This window comes from Sphingopyxis sp. USTB-05 (assembly GCF_023822045.1).
Taxonomy (GTDB): domain Bacteria; phylum Pseudomonadota; class Alphaproteobacteria; order Sphingomonadales; family Sphingomonadaceae; genus Sphingopyxis.
In genome coordinates, this window is the sequence record NZ_CP084712.1 from 551,087 (window position 1) to 575,230 (window position 24,144).

At 63.4% G+C, this 24,144-nt stretch carries 19 protein-coding genes; 15 read left to right on the forward strand and 4 right to left on the reverse strand.

What is annotated here, in order from left to right:
• Positions 1–4 precede the first annotated feature (4 nt).
• Positions 5–604: an NADPH-dependent FMN reductase gene (locus KEC45_RS02400; protein ID WP_062184702.1), complete on the forward strand. Its 600-nt coding sequence runs from the start codon at positions 5–7 to the stop codon at positions 602–604.
• 55 nt (positions 605–659) lie between these two features.
• On the opposite strand, the gene KEC45_RS02405 is transcribed toward KEC45_RS02400, so the two are convergent.
• Positions 660–3,698 carry a TonB-dependent receptor gene (locus KEC45_RS02405; RefSeq protein WP_252171463.1) on the reverse strand — a complete coding sequence of 1,013 codons (3,039 nt, stop codon included), beginning with the start codon at positions 3,696–3,698 and terminating at the stop codon, positions 660–662.
• A 153-nt stretch (positions 3,699–3,851) separates the two neighbouring features.
• On the opposite strand from KEC45_RS02405, the gene KEC45_RS02410 reads away from it, so the two are divergent.
• The 9 genes from KEC45_RS02410 to KEC45_RS02450 all read left to right on the forward strand — a co-directional run bounded on the left by KEC45_RS02410 (position 3,852) and on the right by KEC45_RS02450 (position 16,719).
• On the forward strand, positions 3,852–6,056 hold the full coding sequence (locus KEC45_RS02410; protein ID WP_252171464.1) for a chondroitinase-B domain-containing protein: 2,205 nt from the start codon (positions 3,852–3,854) through the stop codon (positions 6,054–6,056).
• The gene (locus tag KEC45_RS02415; protein ID WP_062184695.1) at positions 6,053–8,218 is read left to right on the forward strand and encodes a heparinase II/III family protein; all 2,166 of its coding nucleotides are present in this window, start codon (positions 6,053–6,055) and stop codon (positions 8,216–8,218) included. The genes KEC45_RS02410 and KEC45_RS02415 overlap by 4 nt, the downstream gene beginning before the upstream one ends.
• On the forward strand, positions 8,215–9,498 hold the full coding sequence (locus tag KEC45_RS02420; RefSeq protein WP_062184691.1) for an MFS transporter: 1,284 nt from the start codon (positions 8,215–8,217) through the stop codon (positions 9,496–9,498). Before KEC45_RS02415 ends, KEC45_RS02420 begins: the two co-directional genes overlap by 4 nt.
• A 13-nt stretch (positions 9,499–9,511) precedes the next feature.
• Positions 9,512–10,264 (forward strand): SDR family NAD(P)-dependent oxidoreductase, encoded by a 753-nt coding sequence (locus tag KEC45_RS02425; RefSeq protein WP_062184688.1) that lies wholly within the window; start codon positions 9,512–9,514, stop codon positions 10,262–10,264.
• Positions 10,264–11,103 carry a rhamnogalacturonan acetylesterase gene (locus KEC45_RS02430; protein WP_152682466.1) on the forward strand — a complete coding sequence of 280 codons (840 nt, stop codon included), beginning with the start codon at positions 10,264–10,266 and terminating at the stop codon, positions 11,101–11,103. The genes KEC45_RS02425 and KEC45_RS02430 overlap by 1 nt, the downstream gene beginning before the upstream one ends.
• 114 nt (positions 11,104–11,217) lie before the next feature.
• Positions 11,218–14,073: a TonB-dependent receptor gene (locus KEC45_RS02435; protein WP_062184682.1), complete on the forward strand. Its 2,856-nt coding sequence runs from the start codon at positions 11,218–11,220 to the stop codon at positions 14,071–14,073.
• Between the two features lie 83 nt (positions 14,074–14,156).
• Entirely contained in the window at positions 14,157–14,903 is a 747-nt protein-coding gene (locus KEC45_RS02440) for a FadR/GntR family transcriptional regulator (protein WP_062184679.1), read from the forward strand.
• Positions 14,903–15,703, forward strand: coding sequence for a 2-keto-4-pentenoate hydratase (locus KEC45_RS02445; protein WP_062184676.1), 801 nt, complete (start codon positions 14,903–14,905; stop codon positions 15,701–15,703). The genes KEC45_RS02440 and KEC45_RS02445 overlap by 1 nt, the downstream gene beginning before the upstream one ends.
• On the forward strand, positions 15,700–16,719 hold the full coding sequence (locus KEC45_RS02450; RefSeq protein WP_062184673.1) for a sugar kinase: 1,020 nt from the start codon (positions 15,700–15,702) through the stop codon (positions 16,717–16,719). Before KEC45_RS02445 ends, KEC45_RS02450 begins: the two co-directional genes overlap by 4 nt.
• A 28-nt stretch (positions 16,720–16,747) precedes the next feature.
• Here KEC45_RS02450 and KEC45_RS02455 read toward each other — a convergent pair whose 3' ends face one another.
• The gene (locus tag KEC45_RS02455; RefSeq protein WP_062184670.1) at positions 16,748–17,203 is read right to left on the reverse strand and encodes a MaoC/PaaZ C-terminal domain-containing protein; all 456 of its coding nucleotides are present in this window, start codon (positions 17,201–17,203) and stop codon (positions 16,748–16,750) included.
• A 244-nt stretch (positions 17,204–17,447) separates the two neighbouring features.
• On the opposite strand from KEC45_RS02455, the gene KEC45_RS02460 reads away from it, so the two are divergent.
• The 5 genes from KEC45_RS02460 (at position 17,448) to KEC45_RS02480 (ending at position 22,926) form a co-directional block, all read left to right on the forward strand.
• A complete protein-coding gene (locus KEC45_RS02460) occupies positions 17,448–17,708 on the forward strand; it encodes a response regulator transcription factor (protein ID WP_152682465.1) in 261 nt (86 codons plus the stop codon).
• A 341-nt stretch (positions 17,709–18,049) separates the two neighbouring features.
• On the forward strand, positions 18,050–18,337 hold the full coding sequence (locus KEC45_RS02465) for a hypothetical protein (protein WP_062184665.1): 288 nt from the start codon (positions 18,050–18,052) through the stop codon (positions 18,335–18,337).
• Positions 18,338–18,493: 156 nt separating this feature from the next.
• A complete protein-coding gene (locus tag KEC45_RS02470; RefSeq protein WP_062184662.1) occupies positions 18,494–20,731 on the forward strand; it encodes a TonB-dependent receptor in 2,238 nt (745 codons plus the stop codon).
• Between the two features lie 132 nt (positions 20,732–20,863).
• Positions 20,864–21,874, forward strand: a complete 1,011-nt coding sequence (locus KEC45_RS02475) for a dipeptidase (protein ID WP_238586742.1) — start codon at positions 20,864–20,866, stop codon at positions 21,872–21,874.
• 23 nt (positions 21,875–21,897) lie between these two features.
• Entirely contained in the window at positions 21,898–22,926 is a 1,029-nt protein-coding gene (locus tag KEC45_RS02480) for a serine hydrolase (protein WP_202966821.1), read from the forward strand.
• Between the two features lie 26 nt (positions 22,927–22,952).
• Here KEC45_RS02480 and KEC45_RS02485 read toward each other — a convergent pair whose 3' ends face one another.
• Both KEC45_RS02485 and KEC45_RS02490 read right to left on the reverse strand, forming a co-directional pair.
• Positions 22,953–23,450, reverse strand: coding sequence for an RNA polymerase sigma factor (locus tag KEC45_RS02485; RefSeq protein ID WP_062184656.1), 498 nt, complete (start codon positions 23,448–23,450; stop codon positions 22,953–22,955).
• Between the two features lies 1 nt (position 23,451).
• Positions 23,452–24,072 (reverse strand): hypothetical protein, encoded by a 621-nt coding sequence (locus KEC45_RS02490; RefSeq protein ID WP_062184653.1) that lies wholly within the window; start codon positions 24,070–24,072, stop codon positions 23,452–23,454.
• Positions 24,073–24,144: the final 72 nt, after the last annotated feature.

The following is a 24,144-nucleotide window of genomic DNA, read 5'->3' on the forward strand; positions in this document are numbered from 1 at the left end:
TATCATGATCGATCGTCCCCGCATCGTCGCACTCGGCGGCAACGCCACTGCCGGCGGATCGGCCGAGCGCCTGCTCCGCCACGCGCTCATGCGCTGCGAAGCGGAAGGCGCGGAGACAAGCCTCTTCGCGGGCGAGGCGATCGACCTTCCGATGTACGCCCCGCACCGCAGCGAACGTTGTTCGAAGGCGCAGGCGCTGATGGCCGCGCTGCGCGATGCCGACGGCATCATCGTCGCATCGCCCGCCTATCACGGCACCGTGTCGGGGGTGGTCAAGAACGCGCTCGACTATGCGCAGGATCTTGTCTCGGACGCGCAGCCCTATTTCGATGGCCGCGCAGTGGGATTGATTGCGGTCGCCGGCGGGTGGCAGGCGGCGGGGAGCACGCTTGCGACGCTGCGCTCGATCACCCATGCGTTGCGCGGCTGGCCCACCCCGATGGCGGTCACCGCCAATTCCAGCCAGCCGCTTTTCGATCCCGACGGGATGCTGACCGATCAGGGTATCGCGTCGCAGCTCGACATCATGACCGGGCAGGTCGTGACCTTCGCGCGAATGAAGCGCGCCTATGCCGATGCAGGCAAAGCCGCCTTGACGGCCTGATCTCCGAACGGACCGGAAGGCAGTCTTCGATGCCTTCCGGTCCGTTCGGAGCATATCAGAACTTTACGCTAAGCCCCGCCGTGATCCGGCGATCGGTGAGGCCCTGGAAACAGAGCAGCGCCTTGTCGTTCACGCAATATTGGTTCTGATCGCCGCGCAGCAGGTTGATGCCCTCGACGCCGACGTTGATATTCTCGGTGATGTCGTAGTTGATGCTGGCGTTGAGCTGTCCGCGTGCGCCGTTGATCAGCGGCAGCCCAAAGAAGAACGGATCGTTCGACACATAGCTTGACCGCCACGTGTAGCGCAGGCGCGCGTTCAGCCCGTATTTGTCGTAGAACAGCGTCGTATTGTAGGCATATTTCGACAGGTTGGTCAGCGAGATCAGATCCTGCGAACCCGGATGGCCGAGCTGCGTGAACACGGTCCGCGGACCATCGGCGACGCGATATTCGCGCGCCGAGCCGCCCGCCTTTTGATAGGTGAAGTTGCCGATAAAGCCGAAGCCCGAGGCGAAGCCGAGCACATCTTCCCATGCCGACAGATCGTGCTGGAATGCGACTTCGATACCCGTTTGCGTCGTCGTTCCCGGAACGTTGAAGGTCGAACTCCGGGGCACGCAGATGCCGACCCCCTGAATGGGGTTATTGATGTTGCGGTTGGCGATCGGGTTATAAATGCCGCCGCCCGGGCAGGCGGGATCGATCGAGATATTGAGATTGCCGTTCGCGTCGAGGTTCGGCGCCGGATCCTCCTGCCGCTGCGCGAACAGGTTGGTGCGGCTCTTGTGAAAGAAGCCGATGCTGATCAGGCTCGACGGCGCGAAATAATATTCGCCCGACAGGTCGAACGACCACACCGCTTCGGGGACGAGGCCGGGATTGCCGACCGCGACCGGTGTGTTCGCACCGGTGCCGAACGAAAAGGACGTCGACAGCGTGTCGAAATTCGGACGGCGAATGTCACGCGCGATGCCGGCGCGGACCAGCAGCTTGTCGGCGGGTTCGAGGACGAGGCTAAAGCGCGGGAGCAGGAAGTTGTACGAGCTTTTCGCGACGGTCTGGCCGGTGACCGCGCCATTCGCGATATTGTTGCCCGTCGACGACAGCTTGGTGTGAAGCCAGCGGAAACCCGCATTGCCGCGGACGGGCATGCCGGCAATCTCGCCCTCCATATTCGCCTGGAAATAGGCGGCGTTCGTCGTTTCCTTGATCTTGAAGAAACCCGCAAAGGATTCGGTTGGCGTCGCCAGCGAGGCGACGGCCGGACCTTGCGTGCGCGCCGCGTTGCTTGCGGCAATGGCTTCGTTGAGCGACGCCAGCACGCTCGCCGGGTCGCGGAACGCCAGCCCGCCGTCGATCAGCAGGAAGTCCGGGAAATAGAGGCGGCGCCCGTCGGCGGCATTGAAGTTGCTGGGGCCCGGGATCAATATGTCGGAAAACAGGTCGCCCGACGGCCGGTTCCACGCGCTGGTCGTGTTCGTCAGGCTGACATTGTTCGAAAATTCGCTGTTCTCGGCCGATGTCCGGTTCCAGCGCCAGCCGAAATCGACCGAGGTGACGAACGGGTTGAGGTCGGTCGTGTCATAAGTGAAATCGAGCCGCGCAGCGCGCTCCTGATTGTCGGTCGAATTGGCGCCCTGCGTGACCTGCTGTAGCTGATAGTTCGCGGGGTCGAGCAATTGCGCGGTCGTCGGCGCAAAGGGGCTCGCCTGATCGATGCCGAATTGCAACGTGCCGCCGCGCAGGTCGAATTCGATCGGCACGCCATTGTCGATGCTGCGACCGATTACCGGCTGCGGACCGTTCGGGTTGATGAAGTCGAGCGTCGTCGAAAAATTCGGGAAGTCGGATTTCGAGGTCGACAGCGATACTTCAGCGCGGACATTCAGCTGGTCGGTTGCCTGCCAGTCGGTGCCGAAATCGAAGACGCGGCTCTTGGTGACGCGCGCGCCGGTGTCGCTCGATGTGCGCAGGTTCGGATCGATCACACTTCCGGTCGTGCCGCCGATTCCGATGGTGCCGGCGAGCGCAGCTTCGACGGAGCCAAGGACGATCGGGCCGTTCGGGCCATTGAGCGTGCCGAAATCGACCGTTTCGAAGGCCGTGTTATTCATGGCATCGACAACCGAAGGCGTCGCAGTACCCGAAATCTGGACGCGATGGCTTTGTTGCCCGCGGCGCTGGTTGTTCAGTGTCGCGTCGAAATAGAATTTCAGGTCGTCATTCGGCTTCCACTCAAGCGCGGCGGTGCCGTTATAGGTCTCATATTCGTAATTCTCGAGCCCCTGTTGCAGGAACTGGATACGCAGAAACGGAAAAGCTTCGGCGCTTGGGCCTGAGCCCGGAAGCACCAGCGCGTCGCGGTCGACGCGCGGCTTGAACGACGCGACGTCCTGCCGTGCATAGCTGCCGCTCACCACGATGCCGATTTCGCCGATGCCGGTGTCCCACCGGTTGCCGAGCGTCGCCGACAGGCGCGGCAGCGTCGACTTCGACAGATCGCTATTTTCCATCTGCGCGCGCGCAGCGATCAGCGGGTCCTTAAGGTCCAGCGGGCGGATTGTCCGCAGGTTGATCGTGCCGCCGACAGATCCTTCGATCGTCTGCGCGGTCGGAACCTTGGTGACCTCGACCGACGCGATCAGCGCAGCGGGCAGATCTTCGAAGCTGATGCCCGAGCGACCGGCGCCCGATCCCACTGTCGACACGCCGTTGATTTCGGTGCGGTTCGCATCGGTGCCGCGGATCTGCACTGCGTTGCCGACGCCTGCCTGCCGGGTAATCTGAACCCCGGTGACATTTTCGAGCACTTCGGCGAGGTTCTGGTCGGGCAGCTTGCCGATATCTTCGGCCTGGATGACCTCGACGATATTGTCGGTGGCGCGCTTTTCGCCCAGCGCGGTGGCAAGGGAGCTGCGAATGCCGGTGACGATGATCGCATCATCGCCCACTTCGTCGGTGGCAGACGTTTCGGCGGCCGCATCCTGTGCAAAGGCCGGCGTGGCGAGCATCGCCATCGCCGTCGATCCCAGCAGCGCCGCCGCGAAATTGATGTTGCCGCGCGAAACGCGCACGAGGCTGCCCCGAATCATCCCACTCTCCCTCAATGACTTTGTTTGGAGGCAGGCTCGTCTTGTCAGACCAATATGTCAACCCATCTTGTATACCGAAATGCGGTTGATATTGTCCTACCTGTTGTGTAGTCCAGTTTGCAAGAATCATAAGAAGGGTGAGGCGCAGTGCAGATGAGGGTGGTTCTAACGATAGCGATGCTGGTTTCGACGGCGCACCCAGCGCTGGCGCGCGACATGCTGGTATCGGATCAGGTTCAGTATAAGGCGGCGGTGAAAAAGGCGCAGCCGGGCGATACGATCATCCTTGGCGACGGCGAATGGCGCGACTTCCAGATCGTCTTTACCGGCACCGGCACGGCCGCCAAGCCGATCACCCTGACCGCGCAGACCAAGGGCAAGGTGCTGCTCACCGGCCAGTCGAACCTGCGCATCGGTGGTCAAAACCTTGTGGTTTCGGGGCTCGTCTTCAAAAATGGCGCCAGCCCGACCGATGAAGTGATCAGCTTCCGGCGCGATTCGAAAACGCTCGCGACCGACGTGCGCGTGACCGAGGTCGTCATCGACGGGTTCAGCAAGGCGGACCGCCGTGCCGAGGACATTTGGGTCGCGCTCTATGGCACCGGCAACCGCGTCGATCATTCGCATTTCGAGGGTAAGACGAATGCGGGCGTCACCCTCGCGGCCATTCGCCGCGCGGGCGATCCGCTCGACAATCGCCACCGCATCGATCACAATTATTTCGGCCCGCGCCCGCCGCTGGGCTCGAACGGCGGCGAGACGATCCGCATCGGTACCAGCGAGGAGTCGCTGTCGGCGTCGAACACGGTCATCGAACGCAACATCTTCGATCGCACCAGCGGCGAGGTCGAGATCGTCTCGATCAAGTCGGGCGGCAATGTCATCCGCGAAAATCTCGTTCTCGAAGCGCAGGGCGCCTTCGTGCTTCGCCACGGCAACGGCAACCTTGTCGAGCGCAACATCTTCCTCGGCAAGGGCGTGGCGGATACCGGCGGCGTACGCGTAATCAACCGCGACCAGATCGTGCGCGGTAATTATTTCGAAGGGCTCGCGGGCACCTCGTTCAAGAGCGCGCTCAGCGTGATGAACGGCGTGCCGAACTCGGTGATCAACCGCTATCATCAGGTCGCGAACGCGCGGATCGAGGGCAACAGCATCATCGACAGCGCGCGCATCACCTTGGCCGCGGGCGCCGATGCCGAGCGTTCGGCAGCGCCCACGGACAGCAAGTTCGAACGCAATCTGATCGTCGGAACAAAGGGGCAGGACCCGTTCCGCGCCGAGGGCGAAATCGGCGGCATCGCGCTCGCCGGCAATGTCGAGGCCAAGGTCGCGAAGCCGTTGCTGGGCGCGGGGGTGGAGCAGCGCGAGGTCAAGCTCGAACGCGCCGCCAACGGGTTGTTGTACCCGACCGATCCAGCGCTCGCCGCGGTCGGCGCGCCGCGCGACCTGAAGCCGGTGACGCGGGCGGAGGTTGGCGCCAATTGGTATCGCGGCGACACGCCCGAAGCGGCGTTCGGCACCGGCGATACGCGCCCACTTACGGCGGGCGCCTCGCTCGCGCAGGCCGTCGCCGATGCGAAGGCGGGCGATACCCTCGCGCTCGCCGCCGGCACCTATGACATCGCGGCGCCATTGACGGTGCAGCACCGCCTGACGATCGCCGGATCGAAGGATGCGAAACCCGTGCTACGCGTGGCCTCCAGCTTCGCGCAAATCGAAGGCGGCGGCGGATTGCAGCTCGAAAATGTCGCGATCGATGCAAGCGGCGCGTCCGGCGACGGCGCGCTGATCGTGGTTGAGAGCGGCGTCGCGCCCAACTATGACGTCGCGCTTGCAGGCGTTTCGGTGCGCGGCCCCGGCAAGGGCCGCCTCAACGGGATCGCGATGGCGCCCGGCACCTTTGCCGACGATGTGTCGATCAAGAACAGCGACTTTGCCGAGATGGGCGTGGTCGTCGCCGCGACCGGCGAACAGGAACCGAAGGGCTGGTATCCGATGGAACGGCTGACAATCGCCGGCAGCCGTTTCGCGCGCGTCGCGATGGTCGCCGACCTGCTGCGTAAAGGCACCGACGAAAGCACTTTCGGTCCGTGGTTCGCGATGACCGGATCGAGCGTTGCCGACAGCGGAATGGACGGTGCTTCGCTGCGCATCTCGGGCGCCCAGCACGCCGACATCGTACAGAATAGCTTTGCGAAGTCGGACGGCATCGTCGTCATTCATTCGGTCGGCGCCCCCGAAACCCGGATCGCCTCGAACGCCTTTGCCGCAACGCCGTCGCCGCGCATCGAGGAACTTGCGTGGAAAGGCCCCCCGCGCGGCCTGATCGAAAACAACGTCGAGGCGCGCCCGTGACCCGTAGTCTTGCACTTCTGCTCGCCGCCGCCACGCTGTCCTCTGCCGCGGCACAGGCGCAAACTCCACCGGCAGCTTCGCCGCAGCAGGCCTATGCGCCGCTCTTCGCGGGCGAGGTCGAGCGCGCCCGGCGGGATGTCGACGCTTCGATCAAGGCGGGCATCAACGTGCCCGTGCCCAAGGACCCGGGCGGCGGCTTCACCCACGAACAGCACAAGCGCAATTACCGTACGATCTTCGAGGGCGGCCAGCTCTTCCGCCTGACCGGCGACGTGCGTTACCGCGATCATGTCCGCGACCTGTTGCTGGCCTATGCTGACCTTTATCCGAAACTCGGACCGCATCCCGCTGCGTCGAACCAGGTTCCCGGCCGCCTCTTTTGGCAGAGCCTCAACGACAGCGTCTTCCTCGTCAACGCGGTGCAGGGCTATGCGGAGATCCGCGGTGCCCTTTCTGCCGCCGACCGCAAGCGCATCGACGATCAGGTGATCCGCCCAATGGCGCATTTCCTCTCGGACGGCTCGCCCGAAGTCATCAATCGTATCCATAATCACGCGACCTGGGCCGCGGCGGGCGTCGGCCTCTCAGGCTATTTGCTCGGCGACCGCGACCTTGTCGACAAGGCGCTGCTCGGCCTCGACAAGAGCGGCAAGGCGGGCTTCCTGCGTCAGCTCGACCTGCTCTTCTCGCCCGACGGCTATTATGCCGAAGGGCCTTATTATCAGCGCTATGCGCTGCAGCCGTTCGTCGTCTTCGCCGCTGCGATTGCGGCGAACGATCCCGACCGCAAGATTTTCGAATATCGCGACGGCATCGTGCTGAAGGCGATCCGCACGGCGATCGACGTAACGCACGATGGCTATTTTCTGCCGATCAATGACGCAATGCCGGACAAGAGCCTGCGCACCGAGGAACTCTATCACGCCGTCGCGATCGCATATGGCGCGACGAAGGATCCGACTTTCCTGTCGATCGCCGACTGGCAGGGGCGCACCGTGTTGACGCCCGCGGGTCAGGCAATGGCCGCCGATCTCGCAGCGGGCAAGGCGAAGCCCTGGCCGTTCGGATCGCGACTGCTTTCCGACGGCCCCGACGGCAAGGACGGCGCGCTTGTGCTCCTGCGCACGAAGCCCGACCCGACCGGCCCGCTGCTCGTCGCCAAGAACACCGTGCAGGGCATGGGGCATGGCCATTTCGACCGCCTCGGCTGGCTCTATTATGACGAGACCGGCGCGGTCGTGACCGACTATGGCGCCGCGCGCTTCCTCAATGTCGAGGCAAAGCGCGGCGGGCGATACCTGCCCGAAAACGATAGCTGGGCCAGCGCGACGATCGCGCACAACACGCTCGTCGTCGATGAACAAAGCCATTTCGCGGGTGACTGGAAAGCCGGTGAGAAATCGGGAACGCGCCAACTCGCTGCGTCGCTCGAAGGACCGACGCGCTATGCGATCGGCGAAATCGACAGCGCGTACAAAGACGTCGAAATCCGCCGCACGCTATTGCTGGTCGAGGTCGAAGGCCTCGCCAATCCCCTCACGCTCGATATCCTCCACGGGACTGGCAGCGGCAGGCATCGCTATGACCTGCCGCTGCATTTTTCCGGGCATATCATCGACAGCGACATCGCGTTCGACCGCAAGCTCGCCGAACGGCCGGTGCTGGGCAAAGCGAACGGCTACGAGCATTTGTGGGTCGACGGTGAAGGGACGAAGGCGGGCAAGGCGCGGCTGACATGGATGCAGGGCAGCCGTTTCTATTCCTATCATATGCTACCGCCCGCGGGTGCGCGTTTCATCGTCGCCGAAAGCGGCGCCAACGATCCCGAATTCAACCTGCGCCGTGAACCCGCGCTGATCCAGCGCGTCGATGGCGCGGCGGACGCGACTTTCGTTAGCCTGCTCGAACCGCACGGCGCCTATGACGCATCGGCCGAGACGGTGGTCGCGAGCAGCGCGCGCGTGTCGGGGCTAGAGCACCGCAAGGAAAAGAGCGTCGATCTGGTCCTTGTCACCCTGGTCGACGGGCGGCGTATCATATTGGCGGTCGCCGACGACGTCGCGGCAGATGCGAAGCACAGTCTCTCCGTCGACGGACGCACCCTCGCCTGGACCGGCCCCGTAGGCCGCCTCGATCTCGCGAAAACCGGAGCGAAAAAATGAGCAATATCAAGGGCCGCTTCCGCTGGTGCGTCATCGCCCTGATCGCGCTCGCGACCGTAATCAATTACATCGACCGCAATGCGCTTGCCGTGATGTGGCCCGAGGTGTCGAAGGAAATCGGCGCGTCGAAGGAAGACTATGCGCTGCTGGTGACGATCTTCATGATCTTCTACGCCTTTGGCCAGTCGATCTTCGGGCGCATCTTCGACGCCATCGGCACGCGCATGGGTTTCACCATCTCGATCGTCGTCTGGTCGCTGTCGATCGCGGCCCATGCGCTGGTCCGCTCGATGCCTTTGCTGATGGTGCTGCGCGCTACGCTCGGGATCAGCGAGGCGGGTAACTGGCCCGGCGCAGCGAAGGCAAATGCGCTATGGTTCCCCTCCCGCGAGCGCGCGCTGGCGCAGGGTATTTTCAACGCGGGCGCATCGCTCGGCGGCATCATCTCGGCGCCTTTGATCGCGCTGCTCTTCGTCCAGTTCGGCTGGCACGGCACCTTTCTGCTGATCGGCGTCCTCGGCTTTGTCTGGCTTGTGCCCTGGCTTTGGTTCTACAAGGCCGACCCCGAAAAACACCCCGGCCTGAGCGAGGAAGAGCGCGAATATATCCTCACCGGCCGCACCGAGGCCGGCCGCGACGACAGCCGCCGCGTGCCGCTGGGCGAGCTGCTGCGTTATCGCCAGAGCTGGGGCGTCATCCTGTCGCGCTTCTTCCTCGATCCCGTGTGGTGGCTCTTTGTGTCGTGGCTGCCGATCTATCTCGCTGAAACCTTCGGCTTCGACGTCAAGCAGATCGGCCTCTTCGCATGGGTGCCCTTCGTCGGGGCGATGCTCGGCAGCCTGTTCGGCGGCTGGCTTTCGGGGCGCATTATCACCGCTGGCGGCGGCGTTCACAAAGCGCGCACGCTGACGATCGCGATCGGCTGCGCGATCATGCTGCCGTCGCTGCTGTTCACCATCGGAGCGAGCGAGCCGCTAAATGCAGTGCTGCTGATCGCGTGCATCCTCTTCGGTTTCCAGATGGCGATCGGCAATATCCAGACGCTGCCGAGCGATTATTTCGGCGGCGGCGCGGTCGGCAGCCTCGCGGGGATCAGCGGCACTGCCGCGGTCGCCGGGACGCTCATCACGACCTGGCTCGTCCCCGTACTCACCAAGACGAGCTACGCGCCGATTTTCGCGCTGAGCGCGGCGATCGTACCGATCTCCTTTCTCTGTTTCTGGCTGATCGGCGGACGCGTCGAACCGGTCGTCACCCCACCCACCAACACCCAAGAATAAGGAACTGCATCACATGAACCTCCAGGGGAAAACCGCGCTCGTCACCGGCGGCGGCCGCGATATCGGCCGATCGGTCTCGATCGCGCTCGCGCGCGCCGGCGTTCGCGTCGCGATCAATTACAACAGCGGTCGCGAAGCCGCCGAGGACACGCTGAAGACCATCAAGGACGCGGGCGGCGACGCTTTCCTGATCCAGGCGGACGTCACCGACAGCAATGCGGTCAAGGCAATGCTCGACGAGGTCGGCATCGCGTTCAGCGGCCGCCTCGACATCCTCGTCAACCTCGCGGGCGGCATGGTCGCGCGCAAGACGCTCAGCGAAATGGACGAAGCCTTCTTCGACCACGTCATGACGCTGAACCTCAAGTCGGTCTTCCTCGTCCTGCAGGCGGCGCAGCCCTTCCTCGGCGAAGGTTCGGCGGTCGTGAATGTGTCGTCGCTCGCCGGCCGCGATGGCGGTGGTCCGGGCGCATCGGTCTATGCCACCGCGAAGGGCGCGCTGATGACCTATACGCGCTCGATGGCCAAGGAACTCGGGCCGCAAGGCATTCGCGTCAATGCCGTCTGCCCCGGCCTGATCGGGACGAGCTTCCACGACATTTTCTCGAAACCCGAGGGTCGCGCCGCAGTCGCCGGCAACACCCCGCTGCGCCGCGAAGGCCATCCGGACGAAGTAGCCGACACGATCGTCTATCTGGCGTCGCCGGCGGCCAGCTTCCTCGCGGGCGTCTGCCTCGACATCAACGGCGGGCTGGGCTTCTCCTGATGCGCCGGCTCGTTGCGACGGCCATCGTTGCCCTGCTCGCGAGCGGGGCGCAGGCCCAGACCCGCGAGCGGACAGATGCGCCGCCGCTCGAGCCGTACAAGATCATATTGGTCGGCGATTCGACGATGGCACCGCACAGCGGCTGGGGCGGGGCGTTCTGCTCGCGCCATGTCAAATCGTCGGTCGCCTGCGTCAACGCTGGTCGCGGCGGACGCAGCACGCGCAGTTATCGGCAGGAAGGCGGATGGGACATTGCCCTCGCCGAGGCGAAGGTGCCGGGCTATCGCGGCACCTGGGTGCTGATCCAGTTCGCGCATAATGATCAGTCGTCGAAGTCCGAACGTTGGACCGACGAGACGACTGAGTTCCCCGCCAACCTCCGCCGCTTCGTCGAAGAGGTGAGGGCGGCGGGCGCAACGCCGGTGCTTGTCACGCCGCTGACGCGCCGCGAGTTCAAGGATGGCAAGCTTCGGAACACGCTCTCCAGCTGGTCCGACCAGGTGCGCGCCATTGCAAAGGCCATGGACGTGCCGCTCGTCGATCTCAACGCGCTGAGCGCCGCGCAGGCGCAGGAAATGGGTGCGGAGATGGCGACGAAGCTCGCGCAGGAACCGCCGACCGATGAAGAACTCGCCGCGGCGAAGGCGGGCACGACGCTGCCCCCTCGACCGGCGCCCGCCGAGCCGGCGCCGATCGCGGGTGATGGCGCGCGCGGTCAGGTGACGCGCAAGTTCGACTACACCCACCTCGGCGACATTGGCGCGGAGGTCACCGCCAAGCTGGTTACGCAGGCGCTTGCGCGCGCGGTGCCGGGGCTGCGGAGCCAGCTCGTTCACTAAAGATAGTGTATGTCAAATTGGACTAACCAATCTGACATACATCATTGTTGACAAAATGGCAGACATGCTCGACAGCGTCCGGCAGAACAGAATCGATTTTCAGGGAGAGACGACGTGAATTCTCGCAATCCGATCCGCGCGCGCACGCTGCGCGCCGCGTTGCTGGCTGGTGCTGGTTCGACGCTGCTGATCGCCGCGGCGCCCGCGATGGCGCAGGATGCACCCACACCGCAGGCTGAACCGGAAGAAGACGCGATCGTCGTTACCGGTATCCGCGAGACGATCCAGAATTCGATCAATACCAAGCGCGCGGAAACGGCGATCGTCGACGCGCTGTCGTCGGACGACATCGGCGACATCCCGGCGATCTCGGTCGGACAAGCGATCCAGACGATTACCGGCGCGACGACGCACCGGGAAAAGGGAGACGCGTCGGAAATCGCGCTTCGTGGTCTCGGCCCCTTTTTGTCAAATGCGACCTTCAACGGCCGCGATGCGACGAACGGCAGCGGCGACCGCTCGGTGAACTTCAACCAGTTCCCGTCCGAACTCGTCAACAATATCAAGATCTACAAGACCCAGCAGGCGAGCCTCGTCGAAGGCGGCGTCGCGGGCACGATCGAGATCGGCACGCTGCGGCCGCTCGATTTCGGCAAGCGCCGCCTGCAGGCCGACGTCAAGGCGCAGTATAATCCCTATGGCGACCGCATCGTCGGGTCGGGCGGCATCGGCTGGCGCGGGACCTTGAGCTATGTCGACCAGTTCGCGAACGACACGATCGGCATCGCGATCGGCGTCCAGCGTAACGACACGAACAATCCCGAAGAAACCTTCGCGGCATCGACGACCTGGACCGCGTGCCAGGCCTCGCCCGTCGTCGCGAACAACAATTGCAATGAATATACGCGCGACGAGTATGGACAGAATCTGCCCTTCTATCTCGTCCCCAACGCGTACACGTTCCGTCAGATCAGCGAGACCGACAAACGCGACGCGATTTTCGGATCGATCCAGTGGCGCCCGTCCGATCAGTTCAACATCAACCTCGACGTCCAATATTCGGACCGCACCTATGTCGAGAACCGTCGCGACCTTAACCTGTCCGAAGGCCGCTATGGCCTGACCAATGTCGTCTTCGACGAAAATGGCATCGTTCAGAGCCTCAATGGCCTGAGCTCGCTCGAATCGAACGGCTCCGAGCTGTCGCGGTCGGAAGAATATCTGGGCGGCGGCCTGTCGGTCGAATGGCAGCCGTCGGACCGGCTGACGGTCACCTTGGACGGCAGCTATTCGCGCACCGTCCGCACCGAGATCGAGCGCAATTTCCGCCTGCGCACCGACCCGACCGACGTCAACGGCGTGCGCACCGTCTTTAACAACATGCGCATTCCCTACACCTACTCGATCACGCCGGGCAGTTTCGTGCCGACGATCACGATCGACCCGCGCTTCGACCTCAATAATCACAATCTCTTCTGGGACGATGCGCGCTTCCGCCGCGACGAGAGCAAGCGGCACAACGAAATCTACGCCGGCCGCTTCGACGTCGCCTATGAAATGGACGGCTTCCTCAGCAAGGTTTCGGCGGGCGGTCGCTGGTCGCACCTGACGTACCGCGACTATGACGTGCGCAACGGCGACTTCAACCTGAACCCGGCAATTGCCGAGGACCGCCGCATCAATAATCTCTGCCGCACCGCCTTCCCGCAGCAGGATTATCTGTCCGCAGCCAAGGGCAACACTATCAATAGCTGGGCGACCTTCGATGTCGACTGCCTGTTCCGCGAATATATGGGGGCTGAAGACCCCGGCAATCTGCCCGACACGCGCTCGGTTGCGAACCGCGATGTCACCGAACGCACGCTCGCGGGCTATGTGATGGCCGAATATGACGCCGATCTGGGCAATATGCCGGTGCGCGGCAACTTCGGCGTGCGCGTCGTCAACACGCGCGTGACCTCTGACGGCCTGCGCAGCGACCTCAGCGTCGTGACCAATCCGGACGGTTCGATCCGCCTCGTTACCTCGGGCGATTTCGACACGGTGACGATCAAGAGCCAGAACACGCGCATCCTGCCCAGCGTCAACGCGATCTTCGAAGTTGCGCCGAACACCTTGCTGCGCGCCGCGGCTTATCGCGCGATGTCGCGACCGAATCCCAGCTCGCTCGGCGCCGGGCGCACGATCCTGCTTGAGGACGGCACCAGCTTCACCTCGATCGAGGATGCGATCCGCAACATCACCGCGAACGGCAGCCCGCGCCTGAAACCGCTGATGTCGTGGAATGGCGATCTCTCGCTCGAATGGTATCCGAACAAGGACAGCCTGCTGTCGGCGACTGTCTATTACAAGCAGTTCACCGGCGGCTTCCAGCCGGTCGTGTTCGACGAGGATTTCACGATCGACGGCCAGTCGGTATCGATCCCGGTGACGCAGACGCGCAACAGCCCCGACAAGTCGCGCATCTATGGCCTCGAACTGACCGCGGCGACGCGCTTCAGCTTCCTGCCCAAACCGCTCGACGGGCTGGGCGCCAAGGTCAGCTACAACTACGCCGATTCCAATTTCAAAACGCAGGATATCCGGCTCGGCGAGGTCTATGATCCTGAAACCGATACGGTGAGCGCCGGGATTATCCCGCCCGCGAACCTGTCGGGCTATTCGAAACATGTGCTGTCGGCGCAGGCCTATTATGAAATCGGCCCCGTCTCGCTGCAGGCGATCTACAATTACCGCGCGAAATATTTCCAGGACTTCGTCGGCGGTAACAGCCAGCTTCGCTATGTCGCGCCCAGCGAAACCGTCGATTTCCGCGCCTCACTCGATCTGATGAAGGGCGTGTCGCTACGCTTCGAGGCGCTCAACATCTTTAACGAGCCGAAGGCGACTTATATGCCGGTCTATGGCAGCAGCCGTCAGTATCATTATTATGGTGCGAAATATTTCATCGGTATCCGGGCTCGGATTTAGAACTAAGTTCGGTCATGGGCTTCAAACTTGTCATACCGGATTGTATGGACTCCCATAAGCGCATTTGGGGAGATGATTGAGCCATGGCCGAACGCCGCCTTTTTGAGGATATCGCCGACGAAATCCGGCGTCTGATTCTCGACGGAAGCTACCCGCCCGGAACGCGCCTTCCCGGTGAACGCGAACTGTCTGAGCGGTTCGAGGTCAGTCGGGTGACGATCCGCGAAGCCGAAATCGCGTTGCAGGCGACTGGGTGGATCCACATCCGCACCGGCGCTGGCGCCTATGTCGAGGCGATCCTTCCCGGCGACAATGCGATCCTGCCAAAGGTCAGCGCGTTCGAACTGACGGAGGCACGGTCGCTGTTCGAGGCGGAAGCGGCAGCGCTTGCCGCGCCGACGATTTCTGCCGAAACGCTCGAAAAGCTCGAAGGTCTGCTCACCGCGATGGCCGACGACACCGCAAGCGAGGATGACATCAGCGCGATCGACCGCGAGTTCCACATGACGATCGCCGCAGCATCGAACAACAAGGCGATCATCCATGTGATCGAAAGCCTGTGGCGGATGCGGATGGAACTGCCCGAAGTGCGTACGAGCCATTCGATGGTTTGCCGCAAGGACGGTAGCGCACGTCAGGCCGAACATGCCGACGTCGTCGCCGCGCTGCGCAAGCGTGATGCGGCCGGCGCGCGGCTCGCGATGCGGCGCCACTTCAACCGCCTGCTCGAATCAATGCTCGACGAGACCGAGGAGCGGGCGATGGTCGAATTGCGCCGGCAGTCCGCCGAAAGTCGTCAACGCTATCTGCTGAGCGCAAAACTGGCCTGATGTCTGATATTTCGTCTTCACCGGCCGCGCCGGATCCGGCAGCGGCATTGCTCGATGCACGCCTGTCGGGACGTGCGCTGGCAGCTTTTCCGGCGCCGGTGCCGACCACGCTCGCAGAGGCTTATGCGATACAGCAACGCCTGATCGCCGCACTAGGAGCGCCGGTGCTCGGCTGGAAGGTCGGGCGTATTCCGCCGGCGCTGATCGAGACGCTTGGCGCCGAGCGGGTCGCCGGGCCGGTGTTGCGTATCGCCGAACTGGACGGAGAGGTTCCGGGCCGGGCGGCGATCTTTGCCGGCGGCGCGGGCGCGATCGAGGCCGAAGTGATGCTGCGCCTGCGGGCGGTGCCCGACGGACGCGTGACCGCCAGCGCCGATGGCGCCGCCTGGATCGACGAGATCCGCGCGGGCTTCGAGGTCGCGAGTTCGCCCGCGCCCGACGTCCACGACCATGCGCCCTATGGCATCATCGCCGACATCGGCATCAACAATGGCCTGCTCCTCGGCCCATCGCTCGATCACGCCGATTTCCAGACGCTGACGGTCGAAACGCGGGTCGATGGCGCGACGGTTGGAACCGGGCGCGCGATCGACGTGCTCGACGGGCCTTGGGGATCGCTGAACTTCCTTGTCGACCTCCATCGGCGCGGCGTCATTGAGCTGCAGCCGGGGCAATGGATTTCGGCGGGTGCGATTACCGGGGTCCATCCCCTCGCAATTGGCCAGACCGCGACCGCGCGTTTCGGTTCCGCCGCCGATATTGCCTGCGTCGCCGTCGCGGAAACCGGATTCGGGAAATGATCAAAACTCCCTCGACCATCGCCTGCTTTGGCGAGATTGTCATGCGCGTCTCGGTCCCGCATGGTGAACTGCCGCTGCAATCGTCGTATTTCGACGCGCATGTCGGCGGCGCCGAAGCAAATGTCGCCGTTGCGCTCGCTGCGCTCGGGCATCGCACGGCGATGATCAGTGCGGTTCCCGAAGGCCCGATCGGCAACGGCGTCCTTGGCGAACTGCGCCGGCACGGGGTCGATATCGCCTCCGTTATCCGCCCCGCAGGCCGCATGGGCCTCTATTATTATCTCCCCGGCGGACCGCTGCGACCCGCCGAGGTCGTCTATGACCGCGCGGAATCCGCCTTCGCCAAGGCCACACCGAAAGCCTGGAACTGGCATAATCACCTCGCCACCCCCGAGTGGCTGCATGTGTCGGGGGTTACCCCCGCGCTCGGACCGCAGAGCGCCGAAGCGGTGCTTGAAGCTGTGACGCGCGCGCGGGCTTCAGGGATCGGCGTATCGTTCGACGGCAACTGGCGCGGCCGCCTTTGGGAACGCTGGCAGCCCGATCCGGCGGCGATATTGGAACCGATCGTCGCGCAGGCGACCGTTCTGTTCGGCAATCATCGCGATGCGGGGCTGCTCCTCGGGAAAGAATTTTCGGGTGAGGGTGCGGACCGGCGGCGCGAGGCGGCGCTTGCGCTGCTCGATCGCTTCCCCTCGCTCGAATATGTCGCGTCGACCGCGCGCGAGATTGTCGGCCCGGACGTTCACCGGATCACGGCGCGGATCGATACTCGCGACGAAGGCGGGGCAAGTGACCCTGCGGTCGTCGCGCCGGTGATCGACCGGGTCGGAACCGGTGACGCATTCGCCGCGGGCGTTCTCGACGGGCTATGGCAGGGCAAGGACCTGGCGGCGGCCGCGAAACACGGCCTCGCCCTGTCGGTCCTCAAACATGGCATCCGCGGTGATTTCGCGCCCTTTTCGCGCGCGACCGTCGATCAGCTATCGGATGTCGCGCAGGATATTTCGCGCTGAAGCCTGGCTGCGGGCTAGGCCCATAGGCTCAGGCTGCGGGCCGGACAGGCATCTGCATCAGATTGACGAACGACATAACGACCACGCCATCCTGATTGGTGACGGTCATCCGCATGGTGAGCACGCCGCGGTCGGGCTTGCTTCGGGACTGAGCGATGTCGACCACCTCGCGCGTGATGTGCAGGACGTCACCCGGACGCACGGCAAGGCGCCACTGCAGATCGTCGATCTTGAGCCCGAGGAGCGGTGTATCGCCGAACGGAGCGTTGTCCACGAAATCGCGCATTACGACCGAGGCGACGTGCCAGCCGCTGGCAATGATGCCACCAAAACGGCCGCCGGCCGCAGCCGCGGGATCGATATGCATCGGCTGCGGGTCATACTCGCGTGCGAAGCGGATGATGTCGACCTCGGTCATCTCGATCGGACCGCCGTGCCATTGCTGGCCGATTTTCAGATCGTCGAGGAAGAGGGATGTCGACATCGATTACTCCATTGGCCGTCGGGCGGGTCCAGATAGCCGACGACATCATTTATGGATAGGGCCGGGGCGGAGGATTATCGCCGCGACCAGCATCATCGCGCGCCAGCACCAACTCGTCGCGATCGCAATTGCCTAGGGTATAGGGCGCACCTACGGTCTCATGCAAAGGGGCAGCGCGTGAGTCGCGCAAAAAACTCCATCGGTCGCTTGTTTAACCGCGCGAAATGCGTGCAGGAGATGCGACGTGGAATCTGGTCTTCTTTGGATGGAACGGCAACTGACGGACAGGGAGCAGCAGATTCTGGAGCTGGTCTCGGTTGGGCAGTCGGCGAAGGAAATAGCGCTCGAAATCGAAATTGCCCCGCGCACGGTCGAGCGGCATATCGAGAATGTGCGGTTGAAGCTGAGCGCACGCAATCGAGCGCATCTCATCACCAAGGCAGTCGTGATGGGCCTGTTGACGATCACCCCGCGGCCACAGCCCCGTCAGGTGAGTTTCTGCTAGCGCTAGAATAGAAGACGGGCGGCTGGGCCGGTCCGTCAGCCGGACGACAGCGTCGACCATATTTGGCGTGCCCACATAGATATGGTCCCGACGCCGACGCACTGAAGATGTGCCGGCGATACGAGCCGAGTGCTGTCTCTGGAAATATCGAAGATTGGCCGAGGGGCAGGCTGGCTCCCCGCGATCCAGCGCGAATAGACGTCCATCATCGTCCCAAGAACTGCGTCCGGCCACGGTGAACATTGAAAGAAATGTCGTGCGCCTCCGACTATCGGCTTTGGACGCGGCACGGCCGGGCGTCGTGGCGAGGTTGCGGACGGCTATGGAAAGAGCGGCGAACAATGAACGATGAAGATATGAATCGCGGGGAAGGTCGCCGGACTATTCGCTGGCTGATCGTCAAAGTGGTAGCCCTTCTTTGCTTAGCAAGCTGGGCGGGATTTCTGGTGGGCGCGTCGATGGGGCTGGACGGGGATATGTGGACGCTCGTCGTCATAGCGGCCGCGGTCACGGGCGAGGGACTGATCTGGGCTATCGCCTGGGCGCTCGGTTTGACGCTGGTCGAAACTCGCAAAGTCCTGATCGGGCGTATCGTAGCGGGATGGAAAACGCTGGTTGGTCGCCGATGACAAGCTGGTGTCGATAATTACAATTAAATTTCAGTATATTACAGTTTGTTTGAAAGCATATCGGCATGCCCGGGACTATTCCCTCGGCCGAAATCCGGAAGCACCCGGATCGATCGGAACTCGCGATCGGCGTCGGCGAACAGGGGGGGAATCGACATGCATAAGCGCCTATTTTTGACCAGCGCCGTTGCGGGCATCGCGCTCGCGACCGTGCCGACCGCGATGGCAAGTTCGGATGGTTCGGGCACGGAAGGCCCGGCGGACGACGAGGATATCGTCGTCACGGCGGACAAGCGATCCGAACGCCTGCAGGACGTGCCGTCATCGGTCACGGCGCTCGGCGCCGACCGGTTACAGGCGGTCGGGGCGCAACAGCTTTCCGACTATGCGGGCTATGTCGCGGGGCTGAACTTCGTCAGCCAGGGGGGGACCGGCCAGGGACGGATTGTCCTGCGCGGTGTTCCGCCGCTTGGGGAAACCGCGGCGGTCGCCATGTATGTCGACGAGACGCCATTCGGCTCGAGCAACGCCTGGGCGGCGGGGTCTACGCGCGTTCTTGACCTCGCGCCCTATGATATCGATCGGATCGAAGTGCTGCGCGGGCCGCAGGGTACGCTTTATGGCGCGAATTCGTTGGGTGGGCTGATCAAATATGTCACGCGACTCCCCGATACCGTGGCGTTTGGCGCCGAGGCGGGCGGGGAGCTCTTCGCGACGAGAGGCGCGGCCGATGCGGGATGGGTGTTGCGTGGCGCCGTCAACGTGCCTTTGGCAAGGGAACGGCTTGCCGCGCGCGCGAGCTATCTGCTGCGACGATCGCCGGGCTTTATCGACAATTCGTTGCTCGGGCGTCGCGACGTCAACGATACCAACCAGGACAGCGCACGGGTGGCGCTGCTGTGGACGCCGGATGCGAATATTTCGGTCAAATTGTCGGCGTTGATCCAGAAGACCCAGGGCGACGGCGTAGCGGTTGTCACGCTCGACCCCTCGACCGGGCGACCGTTTACGGGCGACAATTCGCTGTCGCAGCGCCGCCGGCTTGCGACGCCCTATTCGCAGAAGATCCAGCATTACGCGGCGACCGTCGACTGGGATTTCGGTTGGGCCGATTTTACCTCGGCATCAAGCTATTCGAAGGCCAACGCTGACCAGACGCTCGACCAGTCGATCGCGTTCGGCCCACTGATTCCGGTTTTCTGCAGCATCACGCCGGGATGCGCGGCGGCGAACGGCGGGCTTCCTGGGCCAGGGTTGACGCCGCTCGATTTCCAGGTCGATCTCAAGCGCTTCACGCAGGAGTTCCGTCTCGCTTCGCCCGATCAGGGACCGTTCCTGTGGATGGCGGGACTCTTCTATTCGGACGAAAAAGCGCTGCAGGATCAGCGTATCGGCGCATTCACCGCGCAGGGTACGCCCGTGGCACTCCTCAACCCGCTGCTCACCGCGACGATCCCGACCAAATATCAGGAATATGCGGGCTTCGCGAACCTGACCTATCAATTCAACGATCGGTTCGACATCAGCGGCGGCCTTCGGGTCGGCTGGAACAAACAGGATTTCCGACAGATCGATGGCGGCGCGGCGGCGGTGCCAGCCGTTACGCCCGGGCGATCGAAGGAGACGGTCGTAAACTATATGGGTAATATGCGTTGGCAGCCTTCGCAGGACGTGACCATCTATGCCCGGATCGCAAGCGGCTATCGTCCGGGCGGGCCCAATCTCGCGCTTCCGGGCGTGCCGCCCTCGGTCAAGTCGGACTCCACCGTCAACTATGAGGTGGGGTTGAAATCGGACCTGCTGGACGGCCGCGCGAACTTCAATGTTTCGGCTTTCCTGATCGACTGGTCGGACATCCAGATCAATCTTCTCGGCCCCGGAAACATCACCTATTTTGCCAATGGCGGCGAGGCGCGCAGCAAGGGGTTCGAGTTCGAGACCGAGATCGAGCCGGTCGACGGCCTGATCCTCGGGCTAAACGGAGCCTATACTCATGCGAAGGTTACGGCCGGCGCCGTGCCGCTGGGCGGCGCAGACGGCGACCGGATGCCTTATGTGCCGAGATTCAGCGGCGCCGCGACAATCCGCTATCAAACCGATGTTGCCGATGGCTGGAAGCTGCATTTCGACGGGGGGCTGCGCCGCGTCGGCGCAAGCTATAACACGCTTCAGAGCAGCCCCACCGCGGTACGTGCGAGGCCCCACGAACTGGTCGATGTCAGCGCCGCGCTCGTCGGCGATCGCTGGACCGTCCGCATCTACGCAAAGAATCTTATGGATACACGGGCCTATACGGCTCCTGGTGCGCTCAGGCAGGGCGGGGCGATCGTGCAGCTCAATTCGCCGGTCGCGTTACCGCGGACCATCGGCCTCAGCGTCGATACGCGGTTCTAGCCCGTGCAGCGGCGCGTGCCGGTCGGCCGGAGGCAACTGCTCGGAGCGACGGCGTTCGGGGTTGCTTTGTTGGGGGCGCCCTTTGAGGCGATCGGTTTTGCGTCAGCGGGTTATTCCCGCCGGGCGCGGGCGTTGGTCGAGCGCCATATTGTGGTCGACATGCTCGCGCCGCTGCGCCTCGATTTTTCCGTCAACCCGTGGGATTGGACACTGACGGAAGAGGAAAGGAAGGCCTTTCGCGCGGGCGGGGTGGATGTGCTGCACAGCGCCCTGCCCGTTTCGGGACCGAACGCCCATGCCGAGGGGCTGCGCTATTTTGCCGGATGGAGCGGCTTTCTTGCGCGTCACAGCGACCTGTTTCTTCTGGCAACCGATATTCCCGCGATGGAAAGGGCGCGCCGCGACGGCCGCATCGCGGTGGTTCTCGGCGTACAGGATTCCGAACATTTCCGTTCCGCGGACGATGTCGCGACCTTCTATGCCCTCGGCCAGCGCTGTTCGCAGCTGACCTATAACCGACAGAATCTGATCGGGGCGGGTTCGACCGAGCGGGTCGATGGCGGCGTTACGGATTTCGGCGTGAAAATCATTGCGGCGATGAACCAGGCGGGCATGCTGATCGACGTGTCGCATTGCGGCGACCGGACGACGCTCGATGCAATCGAAATGTCCGACGGCCCGATTGCGATCACCCATTCGAATTGCCGCTCGCTCAACGATAACCCCCGCCTCAAGACCGACGAGGCGATCCGCAAGCTCGCCGCGAAGGGCGGGGTGATCGGCATGACGGGGATGCGCAATTTCGTCCGCTCGCGCGAGCCGACCAACGTGATGCATATCGTCGATCATATCGATCATGTCCGCAAACTGGTCGGGATCGAGCATGTTGGCGTCGGTTCGGATATCGACCTGCACGGCTATGACGACATGCCCCCCGCCATGAATGCAGCGCTCAGGACGTCATACAAGTCGAGCATGGCGTTTCGCGAGCGGATGGACACCGATGGCTTCGATCATCCACGGCGTATGTTCGACCTGGTCGAAGCGTTGGTTGTGCGCGGCTATTCCGACGAGGAAATAGAAGCCGTCATCGGCGGCAATTTTCACCGATTGCTGGCAGCGGTCCTCCGGCCGTCGGTATAGCGTCCAGGCTAAGGGAGGCGGATTTGAATATATGGGTGAAGTCGATCGGCGTTGCTGCCGGCGCGCTTGCGCTTTGCGGGGCTTCGCCGGCACCGCCGCAAGCGGATGCCGCGCTTCAGGACGCGCTCGTCGCGTTCGATCGCGACGAGCATCCCGATCTTCGCGGGGTAATCGTCCTGCGCGATGGCAGGACGGTCGCCGAACGCTATTTTAACGGCGAAACGGCCGATACGCTGCACGACGTCAGGTCAGCCGGCAAGAGCGTGACGGCGCTCGTGATGGGAATCGCGATCGATGGGGGCAGGATCAGCGGCCCCGACGACCGTGTCGCGAAATATTGGCCCGAGGCCAGGTCGAGCGCGATCGGGATGGTTTCGATCCGCGACCTGCTCACCATGCGTTCGGGACTGGCCGCGTTCGATGAAGATCCGGCGTCGCCCGGCAATGAGGACAAGCTCGATATGGCGGATGATCCGGCCGCCTTCCTCCTTGCGGTTCCAAATGCCGATCCACCGGGGTCGCGCTATCGCTACAATTCGGTCACCTCCTACGCGGCGGGAATCGTCGTGGCGAAAGCGACCGGGACGAGCATGTCCGATTTTGCGAAATCGTCGCTATTCGCCCCGCTGGGGATCGACCGCTGGAACTGGGCCTCGGATGCGGCGGGGTACACCAAAGGGCAAGGCAATCTGTGGCTCACGCTGCGCGGCTTTGCGACCATCGGCGAGATGGTGCGCGGCAAGGGCGTATATCGCGGACGCCGGATCATAAGTGCGCGCTGGATCGGGGAAGCACTTGCCCCCCGCGTCCATATATCGGCCGATGACCCCTTCGCCGATGGCTATGGCTATTTCTGGTTTTCGAAGGTTCACGATATCGGCGGCGAACCGGTGTCTGTTTCCTTCGCCTCGGGCAATGGCGGCAACAAGCTCTATGTCATCCCATGCCGGCATATGGTCGTTGCCATCACCTCGAGTGCATATGGCCGGGGCTATGGCCAACGCCGGTCGGAAGCGATCTTGAAAGCTATCCTGTCGGCCGACCGCGGTTGATCGACTGCAGAGAAAGCGATTGACGATCAACTGCCGTCGTCGAGGGCGCTCCGCAGCAATGCCTTTGCGCGCGTCAGGCGGATCGAGACGATGTTCGGATTGAGCGCGAGCATCTCCGCGATCTCGCGCGGCGAAAAGTCCTCGAGCGTGAGGACGACCGGCTCGCGCAGGCTGAGCGGCAAGGTCCTGACCGCATCGAGAAGCCGGCGCTGTTGATCGGCGCGTTCGGCATCTTCGAACGGAGAGGGTTGATCGCTGGGTAGCGCGTCGTCGAGCTCGCTCATTCGCGGTTCGGACGCTGCGCGTGCGACATGGGTGATGGCACGATTATGCGCGATCCGGGCGACAAAGGTCCGGAGCGAAGCTTCGCCCCGGAACCCCGGAAGCGCGCGCCATATCGATGCGAAAATATCCTGCTGAAGTTCCTGGCGCTTGGCGGGATCGGCCTCGTAGCTCGCGGCAATGCGGCCGAGCATGGCGCCATGCTCGCGCATCAATGTTTCGAATTCGCCCCGTTGCATCATCTCAGACGTCGCGGTCGGGTAAGCCGGCACCGGTGTCCGCCGGATAGAGATCCTGTTCGATCGCGCGCAGCCCCTGCGCGAGACGGCGATTGTCGCGGAGCAGGCGAGTGCAGCGCCAGAGCCAGAAGAGGAGGTAGCTCACGGCGAAACCGGCCTTGAGCCAATAGGGGAGAGGTATGATGCTCTGATAGCCCGGCTGGCTGTGGGCATAGCCAAGGATCAACAACAGCAGGACGCCGCTGCCGATCACAAGATATCCCGAAATGGCCCAGCGAATGCCGGTCTCCGCATGACGCATCGACAGCGCCAGGGCATTGTCCTCGCTCGCTGCCTCGCCGCCGTCGGCGCCGAAGCGGGTCCATATGGCGAGCGCGAGCGCGAAGATACCGAAGAGCAGCAGCGACACTCCAACGAGATTGGAGGGCCAGGTCCAGCGCGCGAACAACATGATCCCGAGACCGATCTGGATCGCGCCCTGCAACAGGTCGAAAAGGAACAGGATGTTTGCGTTCCGCGAACGCCGGCGGAGCGCGCGTTTCAACTCGTCGATGTTCGGCTCGTCGGCGGGCGATTGCCAGATTGCGGCAAGCGCCGTCCATTTTTGGTCGTCAAGGCTATCCATCGACTGATCCTGTCTTCGTTGGGAAGATGAGCTGGCGCGGGAATTATTTGATTCCGGAAGGCAAAATTCCAG